The sequence below is a fragment of the Paucibacter sp. M5-1 genome (assembly GCF_027498415.2).
In the GTDB taxonomy this organism is placed as follows: Bacteria; Pseudomonadota; Gammaproteobacteria; order Burkholderiales; family Burkholderiaceae_C; genus Roseateles_E.
Genome location: NZ_JAPZLM020000001.1, coordinates 2,413,547 through 2,430,460, shown reverse-complemented (window position 1 = coordinate 2,430,460; position 16,914 = coordinate 2,413,547). Strand labels below are relative to the sequence as shown.

15 protein-coding genes, 2 tRNA genes and 1 pseudogene are annotated in these 16,914 nt (G+C 66.1%); 6 read left to right on the top strand and 12 right to left on the bottom strand.

What is annotated here, in order from left to right; genetic code table 11:
- The 7 genes from O5M90_RS11365 to O5M90_RS11335 all read right to left on the bottom strand — a co-directional run bounded on the left by O5M90_RS11365 (window position 1) and on the right by O5M90_RS11335 (window position 6,586).
- Window positions 1-1,236, bottom strand: a complete 1,236-nt coding sequence (locus tag O5M90_RS11365) for an efflux RND transporter periplasmic adaptor subunit (protein ID WP_269841137.1) — start codon at window positions 1,234-1,236, stop codon at window positions 1-3.
- Window positions 1,237-1,447: 211 nt separating this feature from the next.
- Entirely contained in the window at window positions 1,448-2,074 is a 627-nt protein-coding gene (locus O5M90_RS11360; RefSeq protein ID WP_262970120.1) for a 50S ribosomal protein L25/general stress protein Ctc, read from the bottom strand.
- A 95-nt stretch (window positions 2,075-2,169) separates the two neighbouring features.
- Window positions 2,170-3,132 (bottom strand): ribose-phosphate pyrophosphokinase, encoded by a 963-nt coding sequence (locus O5M90_RS11355; RefSeq protein ID WP_137943751.1) that lies wholly within the window; start codon window positions 3,130-3,132, stop codon window positions 2,170-2,172.
- Between the two features lie 74 nt (window positions 3,133-3,206).
- Window positions 3,207-3,283 (bottom strand) — tRNA-Gln (locus O5M90_RS11350).
- Between the two features lie 40 nt (window positions 3,284-3,323).
- Window positions 3,324-4,307, bottom strand: coding sequence for a 4-(cytidine 5'-diphospho)-2-C-methyl-D-erythritol kinase (gene ispE / locus O5M90_RS11345; RefSeq protein ID WP_269841136.1), 984 nt, complete (start codon window positions 4,305-4,307; stop codon window positions 3,324-3,326).
- Window positions 4,308-4,322: 15 nt separating this feature from the next.
- Window positions 4,323-4,841, bottom strand: coding sequence for an outer membrane lipoprotein LolB (locus O5M90_RS11340; protein WP_269841135.1), 519 nt, complete (start codon window positions 4,839-4,841; stop codon window positions 4,323-4,325).
- Window positions 4,838-6,586: a tetratricopeptide repeat protein gene (locus tag O5M90_RS11335; protein ID WP_269841134.1), complete on the bottom strand. Its 1,749-nt coding sequence runs from the start codon at window positions 6,584-6,586 to the stop codon at window positions 4,838-4,840. The genes O5M90_RS11340 and O5M90_RS11335 overlap by 4 nt, the downstream gene beginning before the upstream one ends.
- Before the next feature lie 126 nt (window positions 6,587-6,712).
- Here O5M90_RS11335 and mutM point away from each other — a divergent pair, with 126 nt between their 5' ends.
- Genes mutM through O5M90_RS11320 form a run of 3 tightly spaced genes read left to right on the top strand, consistent with a single transcriptional unit; the run spans window position 6,713 to window position 8,919 of the window.
- Window positions 6,713-7,555: a bifunctional DNA-formamidopyrimidine glycosylase/DNA-(apurinic or apyrimidinic site) lyase gene (gene mutM, locus O5M90_RS11330; RefSeq protein WP_269841133.1), complete on the top strand. Its 843-nt coding sequence runs from the start codon at window positions 6,713-6,715 to the stop codon at window positions 7,553-7,555.
- Window positions 7,540-8,571: an A/G-specific adenine glycosylase gene (mutY, locus tag O5M90_RS11325; RefSeq protein WP_262970116.1), complete on the top strand. Its 1,032-nt coding sequence runs from the start codon at window positions 7,540-7,542 to the stop codon at window positions 8,569-8,571. Before mutM ends, mutY begins: the two co-directional genes overlap by 16 nt.
- 39 nt (window positions 8,572-8,610) lie before the next feature.
- Window positions 8,611-8,919, top strand: a complete 309-nt coding sequence (locus tag O5M90_RS11320; RefSeq protein ID WP_137943758.1) for a hypothetical protein — start codon at window positions 8,611-8,613, stop codon at window positions 8,917-8,919.
- A 4-nt stretch (window positions 8,920-8,923) separates the two neighbouring features.
- Here the strand turns inward: O5M90_RS11320 and rapZ are convergent, their stop codons facing one another.
- From rapZ to O5M90_RS11305, 3 genes are read right to left on the bottom strand one after another with little or no spacing between them, the layout of a single operon-like run.
- Window positions 8,924-9,820 (bottom strand): RNase adapter RapZ, encoded by an 897-nt coding sequence (gene rapZ / locus O5M90_RS11315; protein ID WP_137943759.1) that lies wholly within the window; start codon window positions 9,818-9,820, stop codon window positions 8,924-8,926.
- The gene (recN, locus tag O5M90_RS11310) at window positions 9,817-11,535 is read right to left on the bottom strand and encodes a DNA repair protein RecN (RefSeq protein WP_269841132.1); all 1,719 of its coding nucleotides are present in this window, start codon (window positions 11,533-11,535) and stop codon (window positions 9,817-9,819) included. The genes rapZ and recN overlap by 4 nt, the downstream gene beginning before the upstream one ends.
- Window positions 11,535-12,410: an NAD kinase gene (locus tag O5M90_RS11305; protein ID WP_137943761.1), complete on the bottom strand. Its 876-nt coding sequence runs from the start codon at window positions 12,408-12,410 to the stop codon at window positions 11,535-11,537. The genes recN and O5M90_RS11305 overlap by 1 nt, the downstream gene beginning before the upstream one ends.
- A 69-nt stretch (window positions 12,411-12,479) precedes the next feature.
- On the opposite strand from O5M90_RS11305, the gene hrcA reads away from it, so the two are divergent.
- Both hrcA and O5M90_RS11295 read left to right on the top strand, forming a co-directional pair.
- On the top strand, window positions 12,480-13,505 hold the full coding sequence (hrcA, locus tag O5M90_RS11300; protein ID WP_137943771.1) for a heat-inducible transcriptional repressor HrcA: 1,026 nt from the start codon (window positions 12,480-12,482) through the stop codon (window positions 13,503-13,505).
- Window positions 13,506-13,581: 76 nt separating this feature from the next.
- Window positions 13,582-13,658, top strand: a tRNA-Ile gene (locus tag O5M90_RS11295).
- A 717-nt stretch (window positions 13,659-14,375) separates the two neighbouring features.
- On the opposite strand, the gene O5M90_RS11290 is transcribed toward O5M90_RS11295, so the two are convergent.
- Window positions 14,376-15,062 carry a response regulator transcription factor gene (locus O5M90_RS11290; protein WP_269841131.1) on the bottom strand — a complete coding sequence of 229 codons (687 nt, stop codon included), beginning with the start codon at window positions 15,060-15,062 and terminating at the stop codon, window positions 14,376-14,378.
- Window positions 15,063-15,781: 719 nt separating this feature from the next.
- On the opposite strand from O5M90_RS11290, the gene O5M90_RS11285 reads away from it, so the two are divergent.
- Complete coding sequence (locus O5M90_RS11285) at window positions 15,782-16,414, top strand: helix-turn-helix domain-containing protein (protein ID WP_269841130.1); 633 nt, start codon at window positions 15,782-15,784, stop codon at window positions 16,412-16,414.
- Window positions 16,415-16,472: 58 nt separating this feature from the next.
- Here the strand turns inward: O5M90_RS11285 and O5M90_RS11280 are convergent.
- A pseudogene (locus O5M90_RS11280) lies at window positions 16,473-16,601 on the bottom strand (IS5-like element ISCARN85 family transposase); the annotation flags it as partial.
- Window positions 16,602-16,914: the final 313 nt, after the last annotated feature.

Genomic DNA, 16,914 nt, shown 5'->3' with positions numbered 1-16,914 from the left:
TTACTTGGAGGCAGCAGCGGCAGGTGCCGGCGCGGCTGCGGGAATCGGCATGCCCTTGTCGTCCACCTTCAGCTGCTGCGGCGTCACCGGCGCGCCGGGGAAGGCGCGCAGCAGGCCGTCGACGATGACCAGCTCGCCGGGCTTGACGCCCTCGACCACCCGCATGCCGTCGATCAGCACGCCGGGTTTGACCTCGCGCGGCTGGACGATGTTGTTGGCGCCGACCACCAGCACGACCTTGCGGGTCTGGTCGGTGCTGATCGCGCGCTCGGCCACCAGGGTGGCCTGGTAGCTGCCCGAGCCGACCAGCTTGATGCGGGCCAGCAGGCCCGGCGTGAACAGGCCAGCCTTGTTGTCGAACACCGCACGGCCACGGATGGACGCGGTGGCGGGGTTCAGGCGGTTGTCGACGAAGTCCATCCGCCCCTCGTGCGGGAAGCCGGTCTCGTTGGACAGGCCCATCAGCACCTTGTTGCCTTCGCTGCTGCGCTGCGAAGGCATGCTGCCGTTGCGGGCCGCGCGCACGTACTTCAGGTAGGTGGCCTCGCTGGCGTCGAAATAGGCGTGGATCTTGTCGCTGGAGACCACGGTGGTCAGCACCGGGTCGCCGACGCCGACCAGATTGCCCGGCGTCACGTTGGCGCGCGAGCTGCGGCCGGCGACCGGCGCGGTGATGCGGGTGAACTCGAGATTCAGCCTGGCCTGCACCAGGGCGGCCTCGGCGGCCTTGGTGTTCGCCTCGGCATTGCGGGTGGCGGCGCGCAGCTGATCGATCTCCTGCTGGCTGACGCCCTGGATCGCGACCAGCTTTTGCGCACGGGCCAGTTCGCTGGCGCTGAGTTCGGTCTGGGTGCGGATGGCCGCGAGCTGGGCCTCGGCGCGAGCGACCTCGGCTGCGAAAGGCCGCGGGTCTATGCTGAACAAGGGCTCGCCTTTCTTGACCAGCTGGCCTTCGCGGAAATGCACCTTGTCCAGCGTACCGGCCACGCGGGAGCGGATCTCCACGGTGTCGGGCGCTTCCAGCCGCGCGGTGAATTCGTCGAATTCCTGCACCTCGCGCTGCACGGCCGGCGCCACCGACACCGCCGGCGGGCCGCCGGCATGCTGCTGCTGCTCCGCCGTGCTCTGGCCGCAGCCGCTGACCAGGGCCGCGATCATCGCGCCGAGCAGGCTTATTGTTGCTGGGATGGCCGTGGCCGGATTCCGGCCCTTCTTTTTGTTCACGCTATCAGTCATGGATACCCTCCTGCGACGCGCCCGTCCGCCTGAGGGCGGACCGTCGGCGGACCAGGCGCGACTGTAGGGGCTAGCCCCTAATCCGCCCACTCCCTAAGGTCATGCCTACTGACATCAGCATGGCAGTAGTCCAGCCGTCCTGTGCGTTCTGGCCCGGAAAAAGAAAAAGGGCCCCGCAGGGCCCTTGGTGAACAAAAAAGCAGCGCAGGGCTTACTTCTTGCCCTTCTTCTTGCCCTTGCCGTCGTCGGCCGGGGCAGCAGCAGCCACGATCACCTCTTCGGCGACCGGTGCCACGGCGGTGGCCACGGCGGGGTTCGGCTTGCCGTGGGTCACGACCTTGACGCCGGCGGGCAGCTTCAGGTCATTGACGTGCAGCGAGTGGCCCAGGGTCAGGCCGCTCAGGTCCACCTCGATGAACTCGGGCAGTTGCTGGGCCAGGCAGGTGATGGCCAGCTCGGTGATGATGTGGTTGACCGTGCACTTGTCGGTCTTCACGGCCACCGAGTTCTCTTCGCCGATGAAGTGCAGCGGGATCTTCTTGGTGATCTTGGTGCTGCCGTCCACGCGCTGGAAGTCAGCGTGCAGCACTTGCGGCTTGTACGGGTGCATCTGGTAGTCACGCAGCAGCACTTGCGAGACGGCGCCATTCAGTTCCATCTCGAGGATGGTGCTGTGGAAGGCTTCCTTCTTCATGGCGTGGAACAGCGCGTTGTGGTCCAGCTCGATCATTGCGGGCTCGCCGGCACCGAAGACGATGCCAGGCACCTTGCCTGCAATGCGCAGGCGGCGGCTCGCTCCGGTCCCCTGCAATGTGCGCTCAAAAGCGACGAATTTCATAACGTACTCCAATATGGATGAGCGCCCGCGACCAGGCTGCTCGGTGATGCAGCCTGTAGCGGCTGCGGCTTTGACGCTTGCCCGAGGGCAGGCGATCAGAAATTGTTGTTCTGCTCGCTGAACAGCGAGGTGACCGACTCGCCGTCCGAGATGCGGCGAATCGTCTCGGCGAACAGGAATGCCACCGACAGCTGGCGGATCTTGCCGCAGGCCTTGGCGGCGTCGGACAGCGGAATGGTGTTGCTGATCACGACTTCGTCGAGCTGCGAGCCCGAGATGCGCTCGATCGCCGGGCCCGACAGGATGGGGTGGGTGCAATAGGCGAAGACGCTCTTGGCGCCGCGGTCCTTCAGCACCTCGGCGGCTTTCACCAGGGTGCCGGCGGTGTCGATCATGTCGTCCATGATCACGCAGTTGCGGCCGTCGATCTCGCCGATCACATGCATCACTTCGGAGACATTGGCGGCCGGACGACGTTTGTCGATGATGGCCAAATCGCAGCCCAGCTGCTTGGCCAGCGCGCGGGCGCGCACCACGCCGCCGACATCGGGGCTGACCACGACCAGGTTCGAGTAGTTGCGGGCCTTCAGGTCCGACAGCAGCACCGGGCTGGCGTAGATATTGTCGACCGGGATGTCGAAGAAGCCCTGGATCTGGTCGGCGTGCAGGTCCATCGTCAGCAGACGCTCGACGCCGACGGTCTCCAGCAGATCGGCCACCACCTTGGCCGAGATCGGCACACGGGTGCTGCGAGGGCGGCGGTCCTGGCGGGCGTAACCGTAGTAGGGGATCACGGCCGTGATGCGGCGAGCGCTGGCGCGCTTCAGGGCATCGACCATGATCAGCAGTTCCATCAGGTTCTCGTTGGTCGGCGCGCAGGTCGGCTGGATCACGAACACGTCGCGAGCACGCACGTTCTGCTGGATCTCGACGGTGACTTCGCCATCGGAAAAGCGACCGACCACGGCGCGTCCGAGCTCTAGGCCCAAATGGGTGGCGATTTCCTGGGAGAGAACCGGATTGGCGTTACCGGTGAAGAGGACGGTATTGAGCAGCACGAGCGGGCCATCCTTTGAATCAATGGCCCCGTGGCCAGCCCAGCGGGTCCCGGAGGTGAACAACTAAAGAAATTTGGCAGGGGCGGAAGGATTCGAACCTGCGCATGTCGGAATCAAAATCCGATGCCTTAACCAACTTGGCGACGCCCCTACACAGGACACTGCAGAGCTGCAGCACCCTATAACCTTGCTCAGTCTTCGGCCCATCCGCACAGCGGGTGAACGTCCAAACTGCGGCATATCTTAGCAACCCATCCGGTGGGCAGATCAGACATGCCATCTTTCCCGCCCGCTGCCGTATCCACTCTCGCGAATACCGCGCTGCCCGAGCCCGTCATCCGGCTATTGCCGAATCGTTCTTCTAGCAGTTGCAGAGCCTGGACCACTTCGGGGCAGCTTGCCTCGGCCGGTTTTTGCAGGTCGTTTCGACCAAAACCATTCGCCAGCAGCGCCACACCTTGCGCATCCAATCTCACCACATCAGCCGCTTGCGACGCTGACAAAACATTTTGCGAACTACTTGCTGTTGCACTCGATGTTTCGTTTTTGTCTTCGCTGCTGTTGTGTGCAGGAAAGCCCGCTACTATAGCCACGGATTTCGATCTTGCCAAGAGGGGGCTCGAAAATATTTGCTGTGTCGAGATGCCGGTGGGCGGTTTGAGCACGGCAAAGCCCAGCGGCGGCAGGGTGATCGGGTGCAGGATCTCGCCGATGCCCTCGACAAAGGCATTGCGCCCGCCGATGAAGAAGGGCACATCGGCGCCCAGCTTCAGGCCCAGCGCCAGCAGACGCGAGCGCGGCCAGTTCAGGCCCCAGAGCCGGTTCAGCGCCAGCAGGGTGGAGGCGGCATCCGAGGAGCCGCCGCCCATGCCGGCGCCGGCCGGCAGGCGTTTCGCCAGATGGATGTCGGCCCCGAGGCCGCAGCCGCTCTCGGTCTGCAGCAGGCGCGCGGCGCGCAGGCAGAGATCGTCGGCGGGCAGGGTGGCCGCTGCATGGTCGCCATCATGGCGGGCCAGCCGGCCGTCGCTGCGGCGTTCGAAGTGTAGGGTGTCGGCCCAGTCGATCAGCGCAAAGATCGACTGCAGCAGGTGGTAGCCGTCGGGCCGCTTGCCGACCACATGCAGGAACAGATTCAGCTTGGCCGGGGCCGGCACATCGTAGAGAGCGAGAGGCATAGGTACAAAAAGAAATCAGCGCTCCAGGCGGGCGCGCAGGGTGACGGCAGGCGCGGCCTGGCGCTTGGCCAGCACCAGGCCGGTATCGAACCGGGACAGATCGACCTGCCAGCCGAGCTGCGAGAAGCCGCCGCCGGCCAGGGTTTCGCTGGCTGCGCCGGGCCAGGGCCGGCCGCGCAGCCAATCGAACAGTGCGGCCACCGGGATCGCCTCGCCCAGCAGTTCGCGGCTCAGCGAGTCCAGATCATCGAAGCGGCGTTCTTCCTTGGGCGTCTGCAGCCACACCTCGCTGCGTGACCACAACGCGCGCGCCAGCAGGCTGCCCAGCGGCGTGCTGAGCTCCAGCTGCCCGGCGCTCGGCGAGCCCCTCAGCTCGAAGGCGGCATTGCCGCCCTGGCCACCCTCGACCAGCACCGAGAGCCGGCCGCTGAGGCTCAGATCGCCTTCGGTGGGGATGTGAACCGGCGGCGGCTGCAGCCCGGCGCAGGCACTGAGCAAGACCGCCAGTGCCAGGCCAGCCCAGCGTCGGCTCATCGGCCGGCCTTCAGGCGCTGGCGCGTCTCTCGCAGGGCCTCGTTCTTGGGGTCGCGCTTGGCGCCTTCGCCCCAGACCTTGCGGGCCTCTTCCTGCTGGCCGCTGACCCACAGCACCTCGCCCAGATGGGCAGCGATCTCGGCATCGGGCCGCGACTGATAGGCCTGGCGCAGCAGGCGCAGCGCCTCCGCGTGATTGCCCATGCGGTATTCGACCCAGCCCAGGCTGTCGACGATGAAGGGCTCGCTGGGCGCGTACTCCAGCGCCTTGGCGATCAGGGTCTTGGCCTCGGGCAGGCGCTCGTTGCGCTCGGCCAGCGAGTAGCCCAGCGCGTTGTAGGCGTGGTAGTGCTCGGGCTTGATCTCCATCACACGGCGCAGCAACTGCTCCATCTCGTCCATGCGTCCGAGCTTCTCGGACATCATGGCCTGCTCGTAGATCAGGTCGGCATCGGCCGGGAAGCGGGTATTGGCCTGGGCCAGCACCTGGTGAGCGGCCTCCCATTGGCGCGCATCGCGCAGCAGCTGGGACTCGGCCATCAGCGTGGCGCGTGCATCCTCGTCGCGCTCGGTCGGCAGGGCCTGCAGCAGCGCACGGCCCTTGGCCAACTGGCCCTGGCGCGCCAGCAGCGAGGCGCGGCGATAAGTGACCTCCAGCGCGCGCTGCGGGTTGTCGATGCGCGCCAGCCAGGCTTCGGCCGCCTTCAGGTCGCCGCGCATCTCGGCCGCCTGGGCCAGCAGCAGCCAGGCCTGCTGGCGGGAGTCCTTGTTGCCGTCCTTGTCGTCAAGCCGCTCCAGAAAGGCCTGCAAGGCCTTCTCGGCCGCCTCGGGATGGCGCAGGTCCAGCTCCAGCGCACCCAGCACATACCAGGGCTGGCTGTCGTCCGGCCTGGCCTGGGTGACGATGCGGAACTCGCGGGCCGCGTCGGCGGCGCGCTGGGCGCGTGCCAGCGCGCGGCCGTAGGCCAGGCGCAGATCGTAGTGATCGGGCTTGGCCTGCAGGCGGGCGGCGATCAGGCTCTCGGCCTCGGACCTGCTGGGCAGCAGATCCAGCGCCAGCAGCAGCGGCTCATCGGCCTCGGGGAAGTCCTTGGCGGCAGTCTGGGTCAGGCTCAGGGCCTTGTCCGCCTGCTCGGCGCTCAGCGCCAGCCGGCCCTGCACCAGCAAGGCCATCATGCGGGTGGCCGGCTGTGCGGACGCCGCCTCCAGCACCGGGGCCAGCGCGGTGTAGACCCGCTTGGGCTCGGGTGCGCGCTGGAACAGGCGCGGGATCGAGGCCAGCACCACATTGCGCTGCGGCTCGGGCGTGATCGCCAGCATGCTGCGCAGCGGCGCCACCACTTCCTCCGGCTTGTTCAGCGCCACCAGCAGCTGTATCACCATCTGGTGCGCCTCGACCGAGTCGGGGATGGCTTCGCGCCAGGCGCGGGCCGCGATCAGGGCCTGGTCGCCGGCGCGGGCCTGCAGCGCGATATTGACGACGCGGCGGTAGAGCTCGCCGTCGCTGGTGCGGCGCGCCGCATCGAGCAGCACCTGGAAGGCCACGCCGGGCTGGCCCGAGCGCAGCTCCATCTCGCCGACCAGCAGCTGGTAGAACAGCGGCGCGTCCAGATCGGAGTTGCTGGGCGTGGGCGCACTGGCCGCCGTGCTGGCCTGGGCCAGCGGGCTCAGCAAGGCCAGCACAACAAGGCCGGAGGCCGCCAGCAGCCGGGCCGGGCCGCTCGGGCGAGGGAAGAACTTGGGCATGACAGCTCCTGAGAACAGCGTTCGTGTTGCGCCCACTATGCAAGCGCCACATTGCTGGATTGTTGTTGATTCTAGAAGTGCGCCCTCGGACCAGGGCCATGCCGGCGGCCACTTATCATCCGCGCCATGCCCGAACTGCCCGAAGTCGAAGTCACCCGCCGTAGCTTTGCCGATGCGATCGCTGGCGCGCGCGTGCAAGGGGTGCGCCTGGGCAAGCCGCTGCGCTGGCCGCTGGGCGTGGCCGAGCAGGCGCTGCTGGGCCGCGAGGTCGGCGCGGTGACACGGCGCGGCAAATACCTGTGGCTGCCCTTGCATGGCGGCGGCGAAGGCGCAGGCTCTCAGGGAGGCGGCCTGCTGCTGCACCTGGGCATGTCGGGCTCGCTGGCCTTCCAGACCCGGCCGGCCGAACCGGGGCCGCACGACCATTTCGATCTGCGCACCAGCCAGGGCCTGCTGCGGCTGAATGACCCGCGGCGCTTTGGCGCCGTGGTCTGGTCCGAATCGCTGGAGCAGGGGCCGGCGGCCAAGCTGCTGGCCGGCCTCGGGCTGGAGCCCTTCGACCCGCGCTTCGACGGCCCGCATCTGAAAGTGGGCCTGTCGGGCCGCCGTGTCGCGGTCAAGCAGGCCCTGCTGGCCGGCGACATCGTCGTCGGCGCCGGCAATATCTACGCCTGCGAGGCCTTGTTCCTGGCCGGCATCGACCCGCGCGCCCAGGCCGGCCGCCTCAGCGGCCCGCGCTGCGCACGCCTCGCGGCCGCCGTGCGCCAGGTGTTGGGTGCCGCACTGGAGGCGGGGGGAACAACCCTGCGCGACTTCAAGGACGCCCACGGCGTGGCCGGCAGCTTCCAGATGCAGGCCCAGGTCTATGGCCGCGAGGGCGAGCCCTGCCGGGTCTGCCGCACGCCGATACGCCGCATCGTCCAGGGCCAGCGTTCGACCTTTTTCTGTCCCTCATGCCAAAAGAAATAGTCCTGCCCGCCGACTTCGCCGCTGTGCTGGTGGCCTGGCAGCGCCAGCACGGCCGCCATGCCCTGCCCTGGCAGAACACCCGCGACCCCTACCGAGTCTGGCTGTCGGAGATCATGCTGCAGCAGACCCAGGTGAGCACGGTGCTGGGCTATTACCAGCGCTTTCTCGAACGCTTTCCCAGCGTCGTCGATCTGGCGGGGGCCAGTCTGGACGAGGTGCTGGCGATGTGGGCCGGCCTGGGCTATTACAGCCGCGCACGCAATCTGCATCGCTGCGCGGTGGCTGTGGCTCAGCAGCATGGCGGCCTGTTCCCGCCCAGTGCGGCGCAGCTGCAGGAGCTGCCCGGCATCGGCCGCTCGACCGCTGCGGCGATCGCGGCCTTCTGCTTCGGCGAGCGGGTCGCGATCCTGGACGGCAATGTCAAGCGGGTGCTGAGCCGGCTGCTGGCCTTCGACGGTGATATGGCCAGCAGCGCGCAGGAGAAGCTGCTGTGGCGGCATGCGACGGATCTGCTGCCGACCGCAGCTGCCGATATCGGCGCCTATACCCAGGGCCTGATGGATCTGGGCGCCAGTCTGTGCGCCGCGCGCGCGCCGCAGTGCCTGCTATGCCCGGTCAGCGAGCTGTGCCGTGGCCGCGCCGAGGGCGAACCGACGCGCTATCCGGTCAAGACCAGAAAGCTCAAGCGCGGCCGGCGCGAGAATTGGTGGCTGTGGCTGGAGCATGAGGGTCAGGTCTTGCTGCAGCAGCGCCCTGACACCGGCGTGTGGGCCGGCCTGTGGACGCTGCCGATGTTCGACGACGAGCAGGCGATGCTGAGCCAGGCCCGGCTGGTCGGTGCCGAGCTGGAGGTGATGCCCAGGGTCGAGCATGCGCTGACGCATTTCGACTGGGTGCTGCATCCGCGCCGCGCCGTGCTCGACAGCGCGGCCGTCGTCGGCTCGGGACGCTGGGTGGCGCGTGAGAAGCTGGCTGACTATGCGCTGCCGGCACCGTTGAAAAAGCTGATCGTCTAGGCGTATGCTGCGCCACCGCATTCCATTATCCATCGAAGCATGAAGCCCCTGGTCAAAAGCGCTGTCGAATCCGCCCTGATCGCCCTGCTGGTGGCGGCTTGCTGCCTCTGGTTCCTGATCTCGGCCGGCGCCTCCGAAGACGATGTCAACGGCGCCAAGATGACCTTGCTGGCCCTGGGCTTGGCGGCCAGCCTGATCGCGCACTGGACCTATATGGCGCTGGCGCTCAAGCGCGACGGCCGGCCGCTGCTGGGCTGGATGGTGGGCATGGTGCTGCTGTTCCCGGTCGTCACCGTCGTCGCCCTGGTGCTGATGTCGGCCCGCGACGAGGAATCCCGGGCCGTCTGAGCGACTACTTGGCGTCCAGCTCGCGGTGGCGCTTCAGCACATGGCCGTGGCTGGCGAACTGCCGGGCCAGGGTCTCGACCAGATAGACCGAGCGGTGCTGGCCACCGGTGCAGCCGATCGCAACGGTCAGATAGCTGCGCTGGTCGGCGGCGAAATTGGGCAGCCACTGGCGCAGAAAGCCGCTGATCTGGCCCAGCATCAGATTGACCTCGGGCTGGGCCTGCAGATAGTCGGCGACCGGCGCATCGCGGCCGGTCAGCGGACGCAGCTCGCGGTCGTAATAGGGGTTGGGCAGCACCCGCACGTCGAAGACGAAGTCTGCATCGCTGGGCACGCCATGCTTGAAGGCGAAGGACTCGAACACCAGGGTCAGTGACTCGCCCTTGACCGAGACCAGATCGCGCACCCAGGCGCGCAGCTGGGCCGCGCGCAAGAGGCTGGTGTCGATCACGGTGGACTCGACCCGCAGCGCGGCCAGCAGCTCGCGCTCCAGCGAGATCGCGTCGAGCAGGGCGCGGTGCGCATCCCCGCCATCGCTGCCCGCGTCGCGCTGCCCGCTGCGCAGCGGGTGAGGGCGGCGGGTCTCGGAGAAGCGCCGCACCAGGGTCTCGTCATTGGCGTCCAGAAAGATCGAGCGCACCGCGACGCCTTCGCCGCGCAGCTGCTTGATCAGCGGCAGCAGATGCGGCAGCGAGCCCTCGCTGCGCACATCGACGGCGATCGCGACCCGGCGCTCACCGCGCTGCTTCTCGACCGCCAGGAAAGGGGTCAGCAGCTCGGGCGGCAGGTTGTCGACGCAGAAGAAGCCCGCGTCCTCCAGCGCATGCATGGCCACCGACTTGCCGCCACCGGCCATGCCGGTGACCAGCACCACATCGCTTTGCGGAACTGCGCCACTCATGATTTCGTCGTCCTGTTCTTGATATCTTGCTGGCCGCGCGGTGCGCCCGTCGCCGACAGCGCCAGCATCTCCTGCGCATGGGCCAGGCTGGCCGAGGACAGGCGTTCGCCGCCCAGCATGCGGGCGATCTCCTGCACCCGGGTCTCGCCGGCAATGGCCTGCACCTCGCTGGCGGTGGTGCCGGCGCGCAAGGCCTTGGAGACCAGGTAGTGATGGTCGGCGCAGGCGGCCACCTGGGGCAGGTGGGTGACGGCCAGCACCTGCCGCTCGCGGCCCAGCTGCTTCATCAGCCGGCCCACGGTCTCGGCCACCGCGCCGCCGACGCCGGCGTCGATCTCGTCGAAGATCAGCGTGCCCGCGCCGTCCTGCTCAAGCTGGCTGGTCGTCACCGCGATCGCCAGCGCGATGCGTGAGAGCTCGCCGCCCGAGGCCACCTTGGCCAGCGGCCGCGGCGTGCTGCCGGCATGGCCGGCCACCATGAATTCCACCGATTCAAGGCCGAAGCTCTGCGGCTGGTCCTGCGCCAGCAAGGCCACCTCGAAGGCGCCGCCGGCCATGCCCAGCTGCTGCATCGCCTGCGTGACGGCTGCGGCCAGCTGGGGCGCGGCCTTGCCGCGTTCCTGGCTGACGCGCCTGGCCTCGCGCTCGAAGGCACTGCGGGCCGCAGCCAGGCTTTTCTCCAGCGCGGCCAGATCGCTGGCCTCGTCCAGCGCCGCCAGCTCGGCCCGCCATTGCGAGAGCAGGGCCGGCAGCTCGGCCGGTGGGCGGCGGTAGCGCCGCGCCAGGCTCATCCAGGCCGACAGGCGCTCGTCCAGCTCCTGCAGCCGCTCGGGCTCCAGATCGGCGCCGTGCAGATAGGTGGACAGGGTGTGTGCCGCATCGCGCAGCTGGGCCTGCGCGCCCTGCAGCGCCTCGACCGCCGGTGCCAGGCGCGTGCTGTCGTAGTCCAGCACCTGCTGCAGCTTGTCCAGCGCCTGCTCGGTCAGGCTCTCGGCACTCTGTTCGGCCTCGCCGGAGCCGCCTTCGATGGCCTCCAGCGCGGCTCGCGCGCCCTCCATCAGCGCGGCGGCATGCGAGAGACGCTGGTGCTCGCTATTGAGCTCGTCCCACTCGTCGGCGCCGGGCGAGAGCTTGGCCAGCTCGTCGATCTGCCAGGCCAGGCGTTCGCGCTCGCGGCCCAGCTCGCCCGAGCGGGTCTGCGCGGCCTCCAGTCGTTCGCTGAGCTGCTTCCATTGCGCATAGGCCTGGCCCAGCGGCGCGCTGTCGAGGCCGGCGAAAGCGTCCAGCAGCGCGCGCACCGAGGCCGGGCGGGTCAGGCCTTGCCAGGCATGCTGGCCATGGATGTCGAGCAGGCTGTCGGCCGTCTCGCGCAGCTGGGCCACGGTGGCGGCGCTGCCATTGATCCAGGCGCGGCTCTTGCCCTGGGCGTCGATGACGCGGCGCAGCAGCAGGCTGTCGCCCTTGTCGAAGCCGGCCTCGTCCAGCCAGTTGTTCAGCCGTGCCGGGCAGTCGAATTCGGCACTGATCTCGGCCCGCGCCGCGCCTTCGCGCACGACGCCGGCGTCACCACGGCTGCCCAGCGCCAGCTGCAAGGCATCGACCAGGATGGACTTGCCGGCCCCGGTTTCGCCGGTCAGCACGGCGAAGCCGCCGGCGAAGTCGAGCTCCAGCTCCGGCACGATGACGAAATCGCGCAGGCTCAGTCGGCGCAGCATCAGGACACTCCCTCGTACCAGCGCAGCTTGCGGCGCAAGGTCGCGTAATAACTCCAGCCCTGCGGATGCAGAAAGCAGACCTTGTGGGCCGAGCGCCGCACCGTGATGCGGTCGCCGTGCAGCAGGCTGGCCAGGCTTTGCATATCGAAATTGACGCTGGCATCGCGGCCGGCCACGATCTCCAGCCTGACCTCGCCGGTATCGGGCAGCACGATGGGACGGTTGGACAAGGCATGCGAGGCAATCGGCACCAAGACCCAGCCGGCGATGCTGGGGTGCAGGATGGGCCCGCCCGATGAGAGCGAGTAGGCGGTCGAGCCGGTGGGCGAGGCGACGATCACGCCGTCGGCCCGCATATTGGCAACGAACTCGTCGCCCACGTCGACCTTGATCTCCACCATGCTGGCCGTCGCGCCCCGGCTGACCACCACATCGTTGAGCGCCAGGCCCGAGAAGATCACCTCGCCATCGCGCCAGACCGCGCCTTCCAGCATCGCGCGCTGCTCCATCTCGAAGTCGCCGGCCAGTATTGGCGCCAGCGCCTCGCGGAATTTTTCCACCGAGATGTCGGTGATGAAGCCCAGCCGGCCCTGGTTGATGCCCACCAGCGGCGTGCCATAGCGGGCCATCTCGCGGGCAAAGCCCAGCATCGTGCCGTCACCGCCGACCACGATGGCCAGGTCGCAGCGCGCGCCCATCTCCTCGTTGGACAGGGCTTCGAAGTCGGTAATGCCGGTGTTCAGCGCGGTGTCGCGCTCCAGCGAGACATCCAGCCCCAGGCCGGTCACGAAGTCGGCAATTTCCTCGAGTACCGGGCGTATACCCCGGGCCTGATGCTTGCCCACGATCGCGACATGTTGAAAACGCTTGGCCATGCGCAGAATTACACCACAGCGATGTGAACACCCGCTGACTCGGGCGCGGTAGTCCGTACAATGAAAACCATGCTCGACGAGCGCTCCAAATCACTGCTGAAAACCCTGGTCGAACGCTATATCGCGGACGGCCAGCCCGTGGGTTCGCGCACGCTGTCCAAGGCCTCGGGCCTGGAGCTGAGCCCGGCGACGATACGCAATGTGATGGCCGACCTGGAGGAGCTGGGTCTGATCGCCAGCCCGCACACCAGCGCCGGCCGCATCCCGACCGCGCGTGGCTACCGGCTGTTCGTCGACACCATGCTGACGGCCCAGCCCGCCTCCATCGTCGGCGCCGACCTGCGACCCATCGAAAGCTCGCAGCTGCAGCCCGACCAGCCACAGCGCGTGATCGCCAGCGCGGCCCAGCTGCTGTCCAATCTGTCCAGCTTTGTCGGCGTCGTCACCGCGCCGCGCAAGCCCAGCGTGTTCCATCACATCGAGTTCCTGCGCCTGGGCGAACGCCGGGTGCTGGTCATCATGGTCTCGCCCGACGGCGATGTGCAGAACCGCGTGATCTTCACCGCGCAAGACCTGACCCAGCCCGAGCTCGCCGAGGCCAGCAACCGGCTCAACGCCCACTATGCCGGCCTGAGCCTGGAGGCGGTGCGCGAGCGCATCAAGAGCGAGGTCGATGCGCTGCGCGGCGAGATCGGCCGGCTGATGAGCGCGGCCGTGCAGGTCGGCACCGAGGCGCTGGAGCATGAGGAAGAGCGCGTCGTGATCTCCGGCGAACGCAATCTGCTGACGATGCAGGACTTCAGCAACGATATGGGCAGCCTGCGCCGCCTTTTCGATGTGTTCGAGCAGAAGACCCAGCTGATGCGCCTGCTCGATGTCTCCAGCCGCGCCGAGGGCGTGCGCATCTATATCGGTGGAGAGAGCCAGGTCGTGCCCTTCGAGGAACTGTCCATCGTTTCCGCCCCCTACGAGGTCGACGGCCAGGTGGTCGGCACCCTCGGCGTGATCGGCCCGACCCGCATGGCCTACGACCGCATGATCCAGATCGTCGACATCACCTCGCGGATGGTGACGAACGCGCTGTCGCAGAAGTAGGGCGCGCATCGGACAAGCGCCGCAAGCGCGCCTATACAATGCGCGGCTTCCGGTGCAAGGCCGGTACTCCCCCAGGGGGCCGTTAGCTCAGTTGGTTAGAGCAGAGGACTCATAATCCTTTGGTCGCAGGTTCAAGTCCTGCACGGCCTACCAGTTTTACAAGGATTTTATCGATAGTGGTCACCAACATTTCCTGGCCGGTTTTTGCTGGTGCCAGTCTGGTGCCAGTTTTGAATCGATTGCCTCGGGTGTGTAGTCACCGCTTCTCGACCCCAGGAATCTTGTTTCGGCTGCTCCTAGGGTTGCTGAAAATTGGCTGAAAATCAGTGTCCGTCCAGCCCGAGTGTGGGTGCACTGGCGATCATGGCCAAAGCGACAAGCGATGCGCCGCGCTCGGTGATTCGCCGCGAGCGAGTCACCGTCGATCTACGCCGATACTGGCTCGGTGCTGAATGCCATCGCGCAGTCCCTGCGGATGCCAGTTGCCACCCTGGTCAGACCGCCACTTGCTGAATGGGTTGGATGTGCACCCGGTCACCATTCAAGTGATGGCTGCTGATTCTTCCCGCGTTCGTTGACCCCGTGAACTTGAGTACCGTTCTTGGTCAGATCAAGGCTGATTGTCGTAATCTCTATGGCGGTTGCTCCTTCCGATCGAGTGGCTACCGACACATCCACTGTGGCACTTCGATGCCGTCTACGGGCGGGGGCGTCCATCCCATTGCACACAGTCGTTAGTCCCTGGCGTCTCGCGGCTCATAAGCCAAGGCGTAGAGACGGCCCGCGCTGCGCCTACGCTTCGCCTCTCATGATGAGCAACGTCATTCAGAATCATGCCCACCGCAAGCGCGGTGAGCCAGCGATCTGATCCTACTGGTGAGATCGCCCTGCAGCGGCTATCGAAGTGTGCTGACCGTATAGAGCTGCGGCCGGACGCAGCGGCGAGTGAGGCCCCAGTAGCCCTTGTTCAGCAGCCGCGACGATTGCCTGCGTGCGGCTGCGTGCGCCTAGCTTGTCCTGTATCGCCCTGGCGTGGGCCTTGACCGTACCTAGGGCAATGTCGAGCTCCGATGCAATTGATTTGTTGGACATGCCATCTGCAATCAAGCGCAGAATCTCCCGCTCCCGCATGGTCAATGGCGTACGCGTCAAGCTCTTCGCCACAAGCGCTGCGGCGACTTCGCAAATGTAATGAGAGCCGCGGCCTACCATGCGCACTGCATCCACGAGTTCGTTCAGTCCGCAGTTGCCGAGCAGATAGCCGCTAATGCCGGCTTGCAACGCAGTGCGTACATCGGACTCGCTATTGCGCCAGGTGATGACGACCACGCCCGGGGACCGCCGGGCTGCTGATGAGTGGAACCTCTGGTGATGCGCCCATGCCATGCCGCTCTCGTAGTCGCCAATCACAACTTCGACATCCGGAAATGATGAGCCTTCCGGAGCCGCTACAACTTCGATTCCTGGCGCCGAAACCAACGCAGCGTTGATTCCGACCGCGAGGAGAGGGTCGTTGTGGCGAGGAAGTGCACGAAGAGGTTGGAAGATTTTGGTCATGGCTGAATCTTGAGATGCTTGTCTGATCGGCATACTCTAGGCGTGGGCCCCGCCCAACGGTGGCAAAGCCGGTTAATCAGTGTTAAGCATCATTCACTGCGCCCGCAGCGGACCTTTTTCTGCTCGGGGGGGGCGGAGCGTTCCGCCACTCTAAAATTGCTGAATCGTTACCCTGAGTAGCAGCTCACGCGTTGCGATGACGATCGAATCCGCCCTATATACCGGTCCTACAATTCGAGGCAAAGCTACCCAGCGTTTGGCAACGTTAACTTATAGAGGGCCGGCAGCAGCCCAGGCGGCCGTGCTACCTGGGGCGTCAGGAGCTGATTAATTGATCGTTTTTCACTGCGCTTCGGGGCCTCTCCAGCCGCGCTCAGAGCATGCACCATCGGTGCTGCAGGGTTCAAGGAGCTTGCAAGCCAGCATGACGCTTTTCTGAAAGTTGCCTGATCGCTTCATCTACTGCTGAATGGCTCCCGCACATGCAGAACGAATCTGAACTACCCGAAAACCTTGTTAGTGTGACCATGGCTGGTCGAGACTGGAATGGCGTTCGTGTTGAGGTGACGGAGTTCACTTGCGCAGGGCGTGTCTTGCATCGACTACGGAACGAAAGTAGTACTCGACTTGGCGCGATCTTGGAAGAGGTCGGCCCGGGGCGTTGCGAGCCAAGACTGAAAGCAAGTGCGCCGTGTCCGGTCCAATACAAACCTCAGCACATGCATTTTGCCCCTGCTGGACTGGAGCTCTGGGGCTTCACGCCAGATTCACGCTTTGTCAAAGACGTCGGTCTGAGTTTTGATGCCGCAGCTTTACGGGCTCGCGTTGGCATCGCCGAAGTCAGCACGGCCGATGTTCCGAGGCTTCGCTTTACGGACATAAGAATCTGGTCCTTATGCAAGCTTTTGGCGGACGAAGTAGAGAACCCGGATCCGTCGGCGCAGCTTTATGGAGACGCACTGACATCCGCCATAGCGGTGCTTTTGTTCGAGCGTCCCAAGTCGAGTGTCAAGGTGCCTGTTGGGCTGTCCCCGCGGCAACTGAGAGACGCCATCAGCTTTCTTGATGCTCAGTTGCCTGCGCGTGTCGATTTAGCCACGCTTGCTGATTTAGCGGGGTTGTCTCAGTCTTACTACAGCAGGGCGTTCAAGGCTTCCACAGGCTTGGCACCCTATCAGTGGCAACTGCAATCTCGCATTGAAAGCGCCAAACGTCTTCTCTTGGAAACGCGGTTGTCGCTCGATGATGTCGCACAGATGACGGGTTTCGCCGATGCCGTCCATTTCGGTAGGACGTTTCGCAATATGACCGGGGCCTCCCCCGCAGCTTGGCGTGCAGATCGGCTCACCTAGGAGGCTTCCTAAGGCACACCCCGCACCTGCTCGGAGGCATTAGGGCCCACGAACACAAACGCAATCCATCAGCGATCAAGGAGAAGCTGATGAAAGCGGCGAACATGACGTCGAGTTTCTCGAAGCGGGAGAACATGCGGCGATAGCCCTTAAGTCGGCGGAACAGGCGCTCGACTGCGTTGCGGCGAGCGATGCTCAGAGTACGCAGGGCCTCAGCCAGGCCGCTCTGGGCTTTCGGGGCGCCGGTTGCATCATCGGCCAGGACAGCGCGCGCTGCACGCTCGGCATCGGTCTGGTCGCTCTTGCCTCGATTGCGACGGCGGGAACGGTTCGGCCGGTTGATCTCGAGAATTGCGATCCCGCTCTGTTCGAGGAAGCGTGTCAGCCCGAAAAGGCTCCTACTAGGTCACTCGCAGCAGGCTCGGCATTGCCGAGGTGAGCACCGAATCAGACCGACATGTCAACGCAAAGGCATTACACCAATCCCAGCACGAGTCAGG

Excerpts from the sequence above, each read along its gene's own strand:
- O5M90_RS11365 (WP_269841137.1), bottom strand. The coding sequence starts at position 1,236 with ATGACTGATAGCGTGAACAAAAAGAAGGGCCGGAATCCGGCCACGGCC.
- O5M90_RS11360 (WP_262970120.1), bottom strand. The coding sequence starts at position 2,074 with ATGAAATTCGTCGCTTTTGAGCGCACATTGCAGGGGACCGGAGCGAGC.
- ispE (WP_269841136.1), bottom strand. The coding sequence starts at position 4,307 with ATGCCTCTCGCTCTCTACGATGTGCCGGCCCCGGCCAAGCTGAATCTG.
- O5M90_RS11340 (WP_269841135.1), bottom strand. The coding sequence starts at position 4,841 with ATGAGCCGACGCTGGGCTGGCCTGGCACTGGCGGTCTTGCTCAGTGCC.
- O5M90_RS11335 (WP_269841134.1), bottom strand. The coding sequence starts at position 6,586 with ATGCCCAAGTTCTTCCCTCGCCCGAGCGGCCCGGCCCGGCTGCTGGCG.
- mutM (WP_269841133.1), top strand. The coding sequence starts at position 6,713 with ATGCCCGAACTGCCCGAAGTCGAAGTCACCCGCCGTAGCTTTGCCGAT.
- mutY (WP_262970116.1), top strand. The coding sequence starts at position 7,540 with ATGCCAAAAGAAATAGTCCTGCCCGCCGACTTCGCCGCTGTGCTGGTG.
- O5M90_RS11320 (WP_137943758.1), top strand. The coding sequence starts at position 8,611 with ATGAAGCCCCTGGTCAAAAGCGCTGTCGAATCCGCCCTGATCGCCCTG.
- rapZ (WP_137943759.1), bottom strand. The coding sequence starts at position 9,820 with ATGAGTGGCGCAGTTCCGCAAAGCGATGTGGTGCTGGTCACCGGCATG.
- recN (WP_269841132.1), bottom strand. The coding sequence starts at position 11,535 with ATGCTGCGCCGACTGAGCCTGCGCGATTTCGTCATCGTGCCGGAGCTG.
- O5M90_RS11305 (WP_137943761.1), bottom strand. The coding sequence starts at position 12,410 with ATGGCCAAGCGTTTTCAACATGTCGCGATCGTGGGCAAGCATCAGGCC.
- hrcA (WP_137943771.1), top strand. The coding sequence starts at position 12,480 with ATGCTCGACGAGCGCTCCAAATCACTGCTGAAAACCCTGGTCGAACGC.
- O5M90_RS11290 (WP_269841131.1), bottom strand. The coding sequence starts at position 15,062 with ATGACCAAAATCTTCCAACCTCTTCGTGCACTTCCTCGCCACAACGAC.
- O5M90_RS11285 (WP_269841130.1), top strand. The coding sequence starts at position 15,782 with ATGCATTTTGCCCCTGCTGGACTGGAGCTCTGGGGCTTCACGCCAGAT.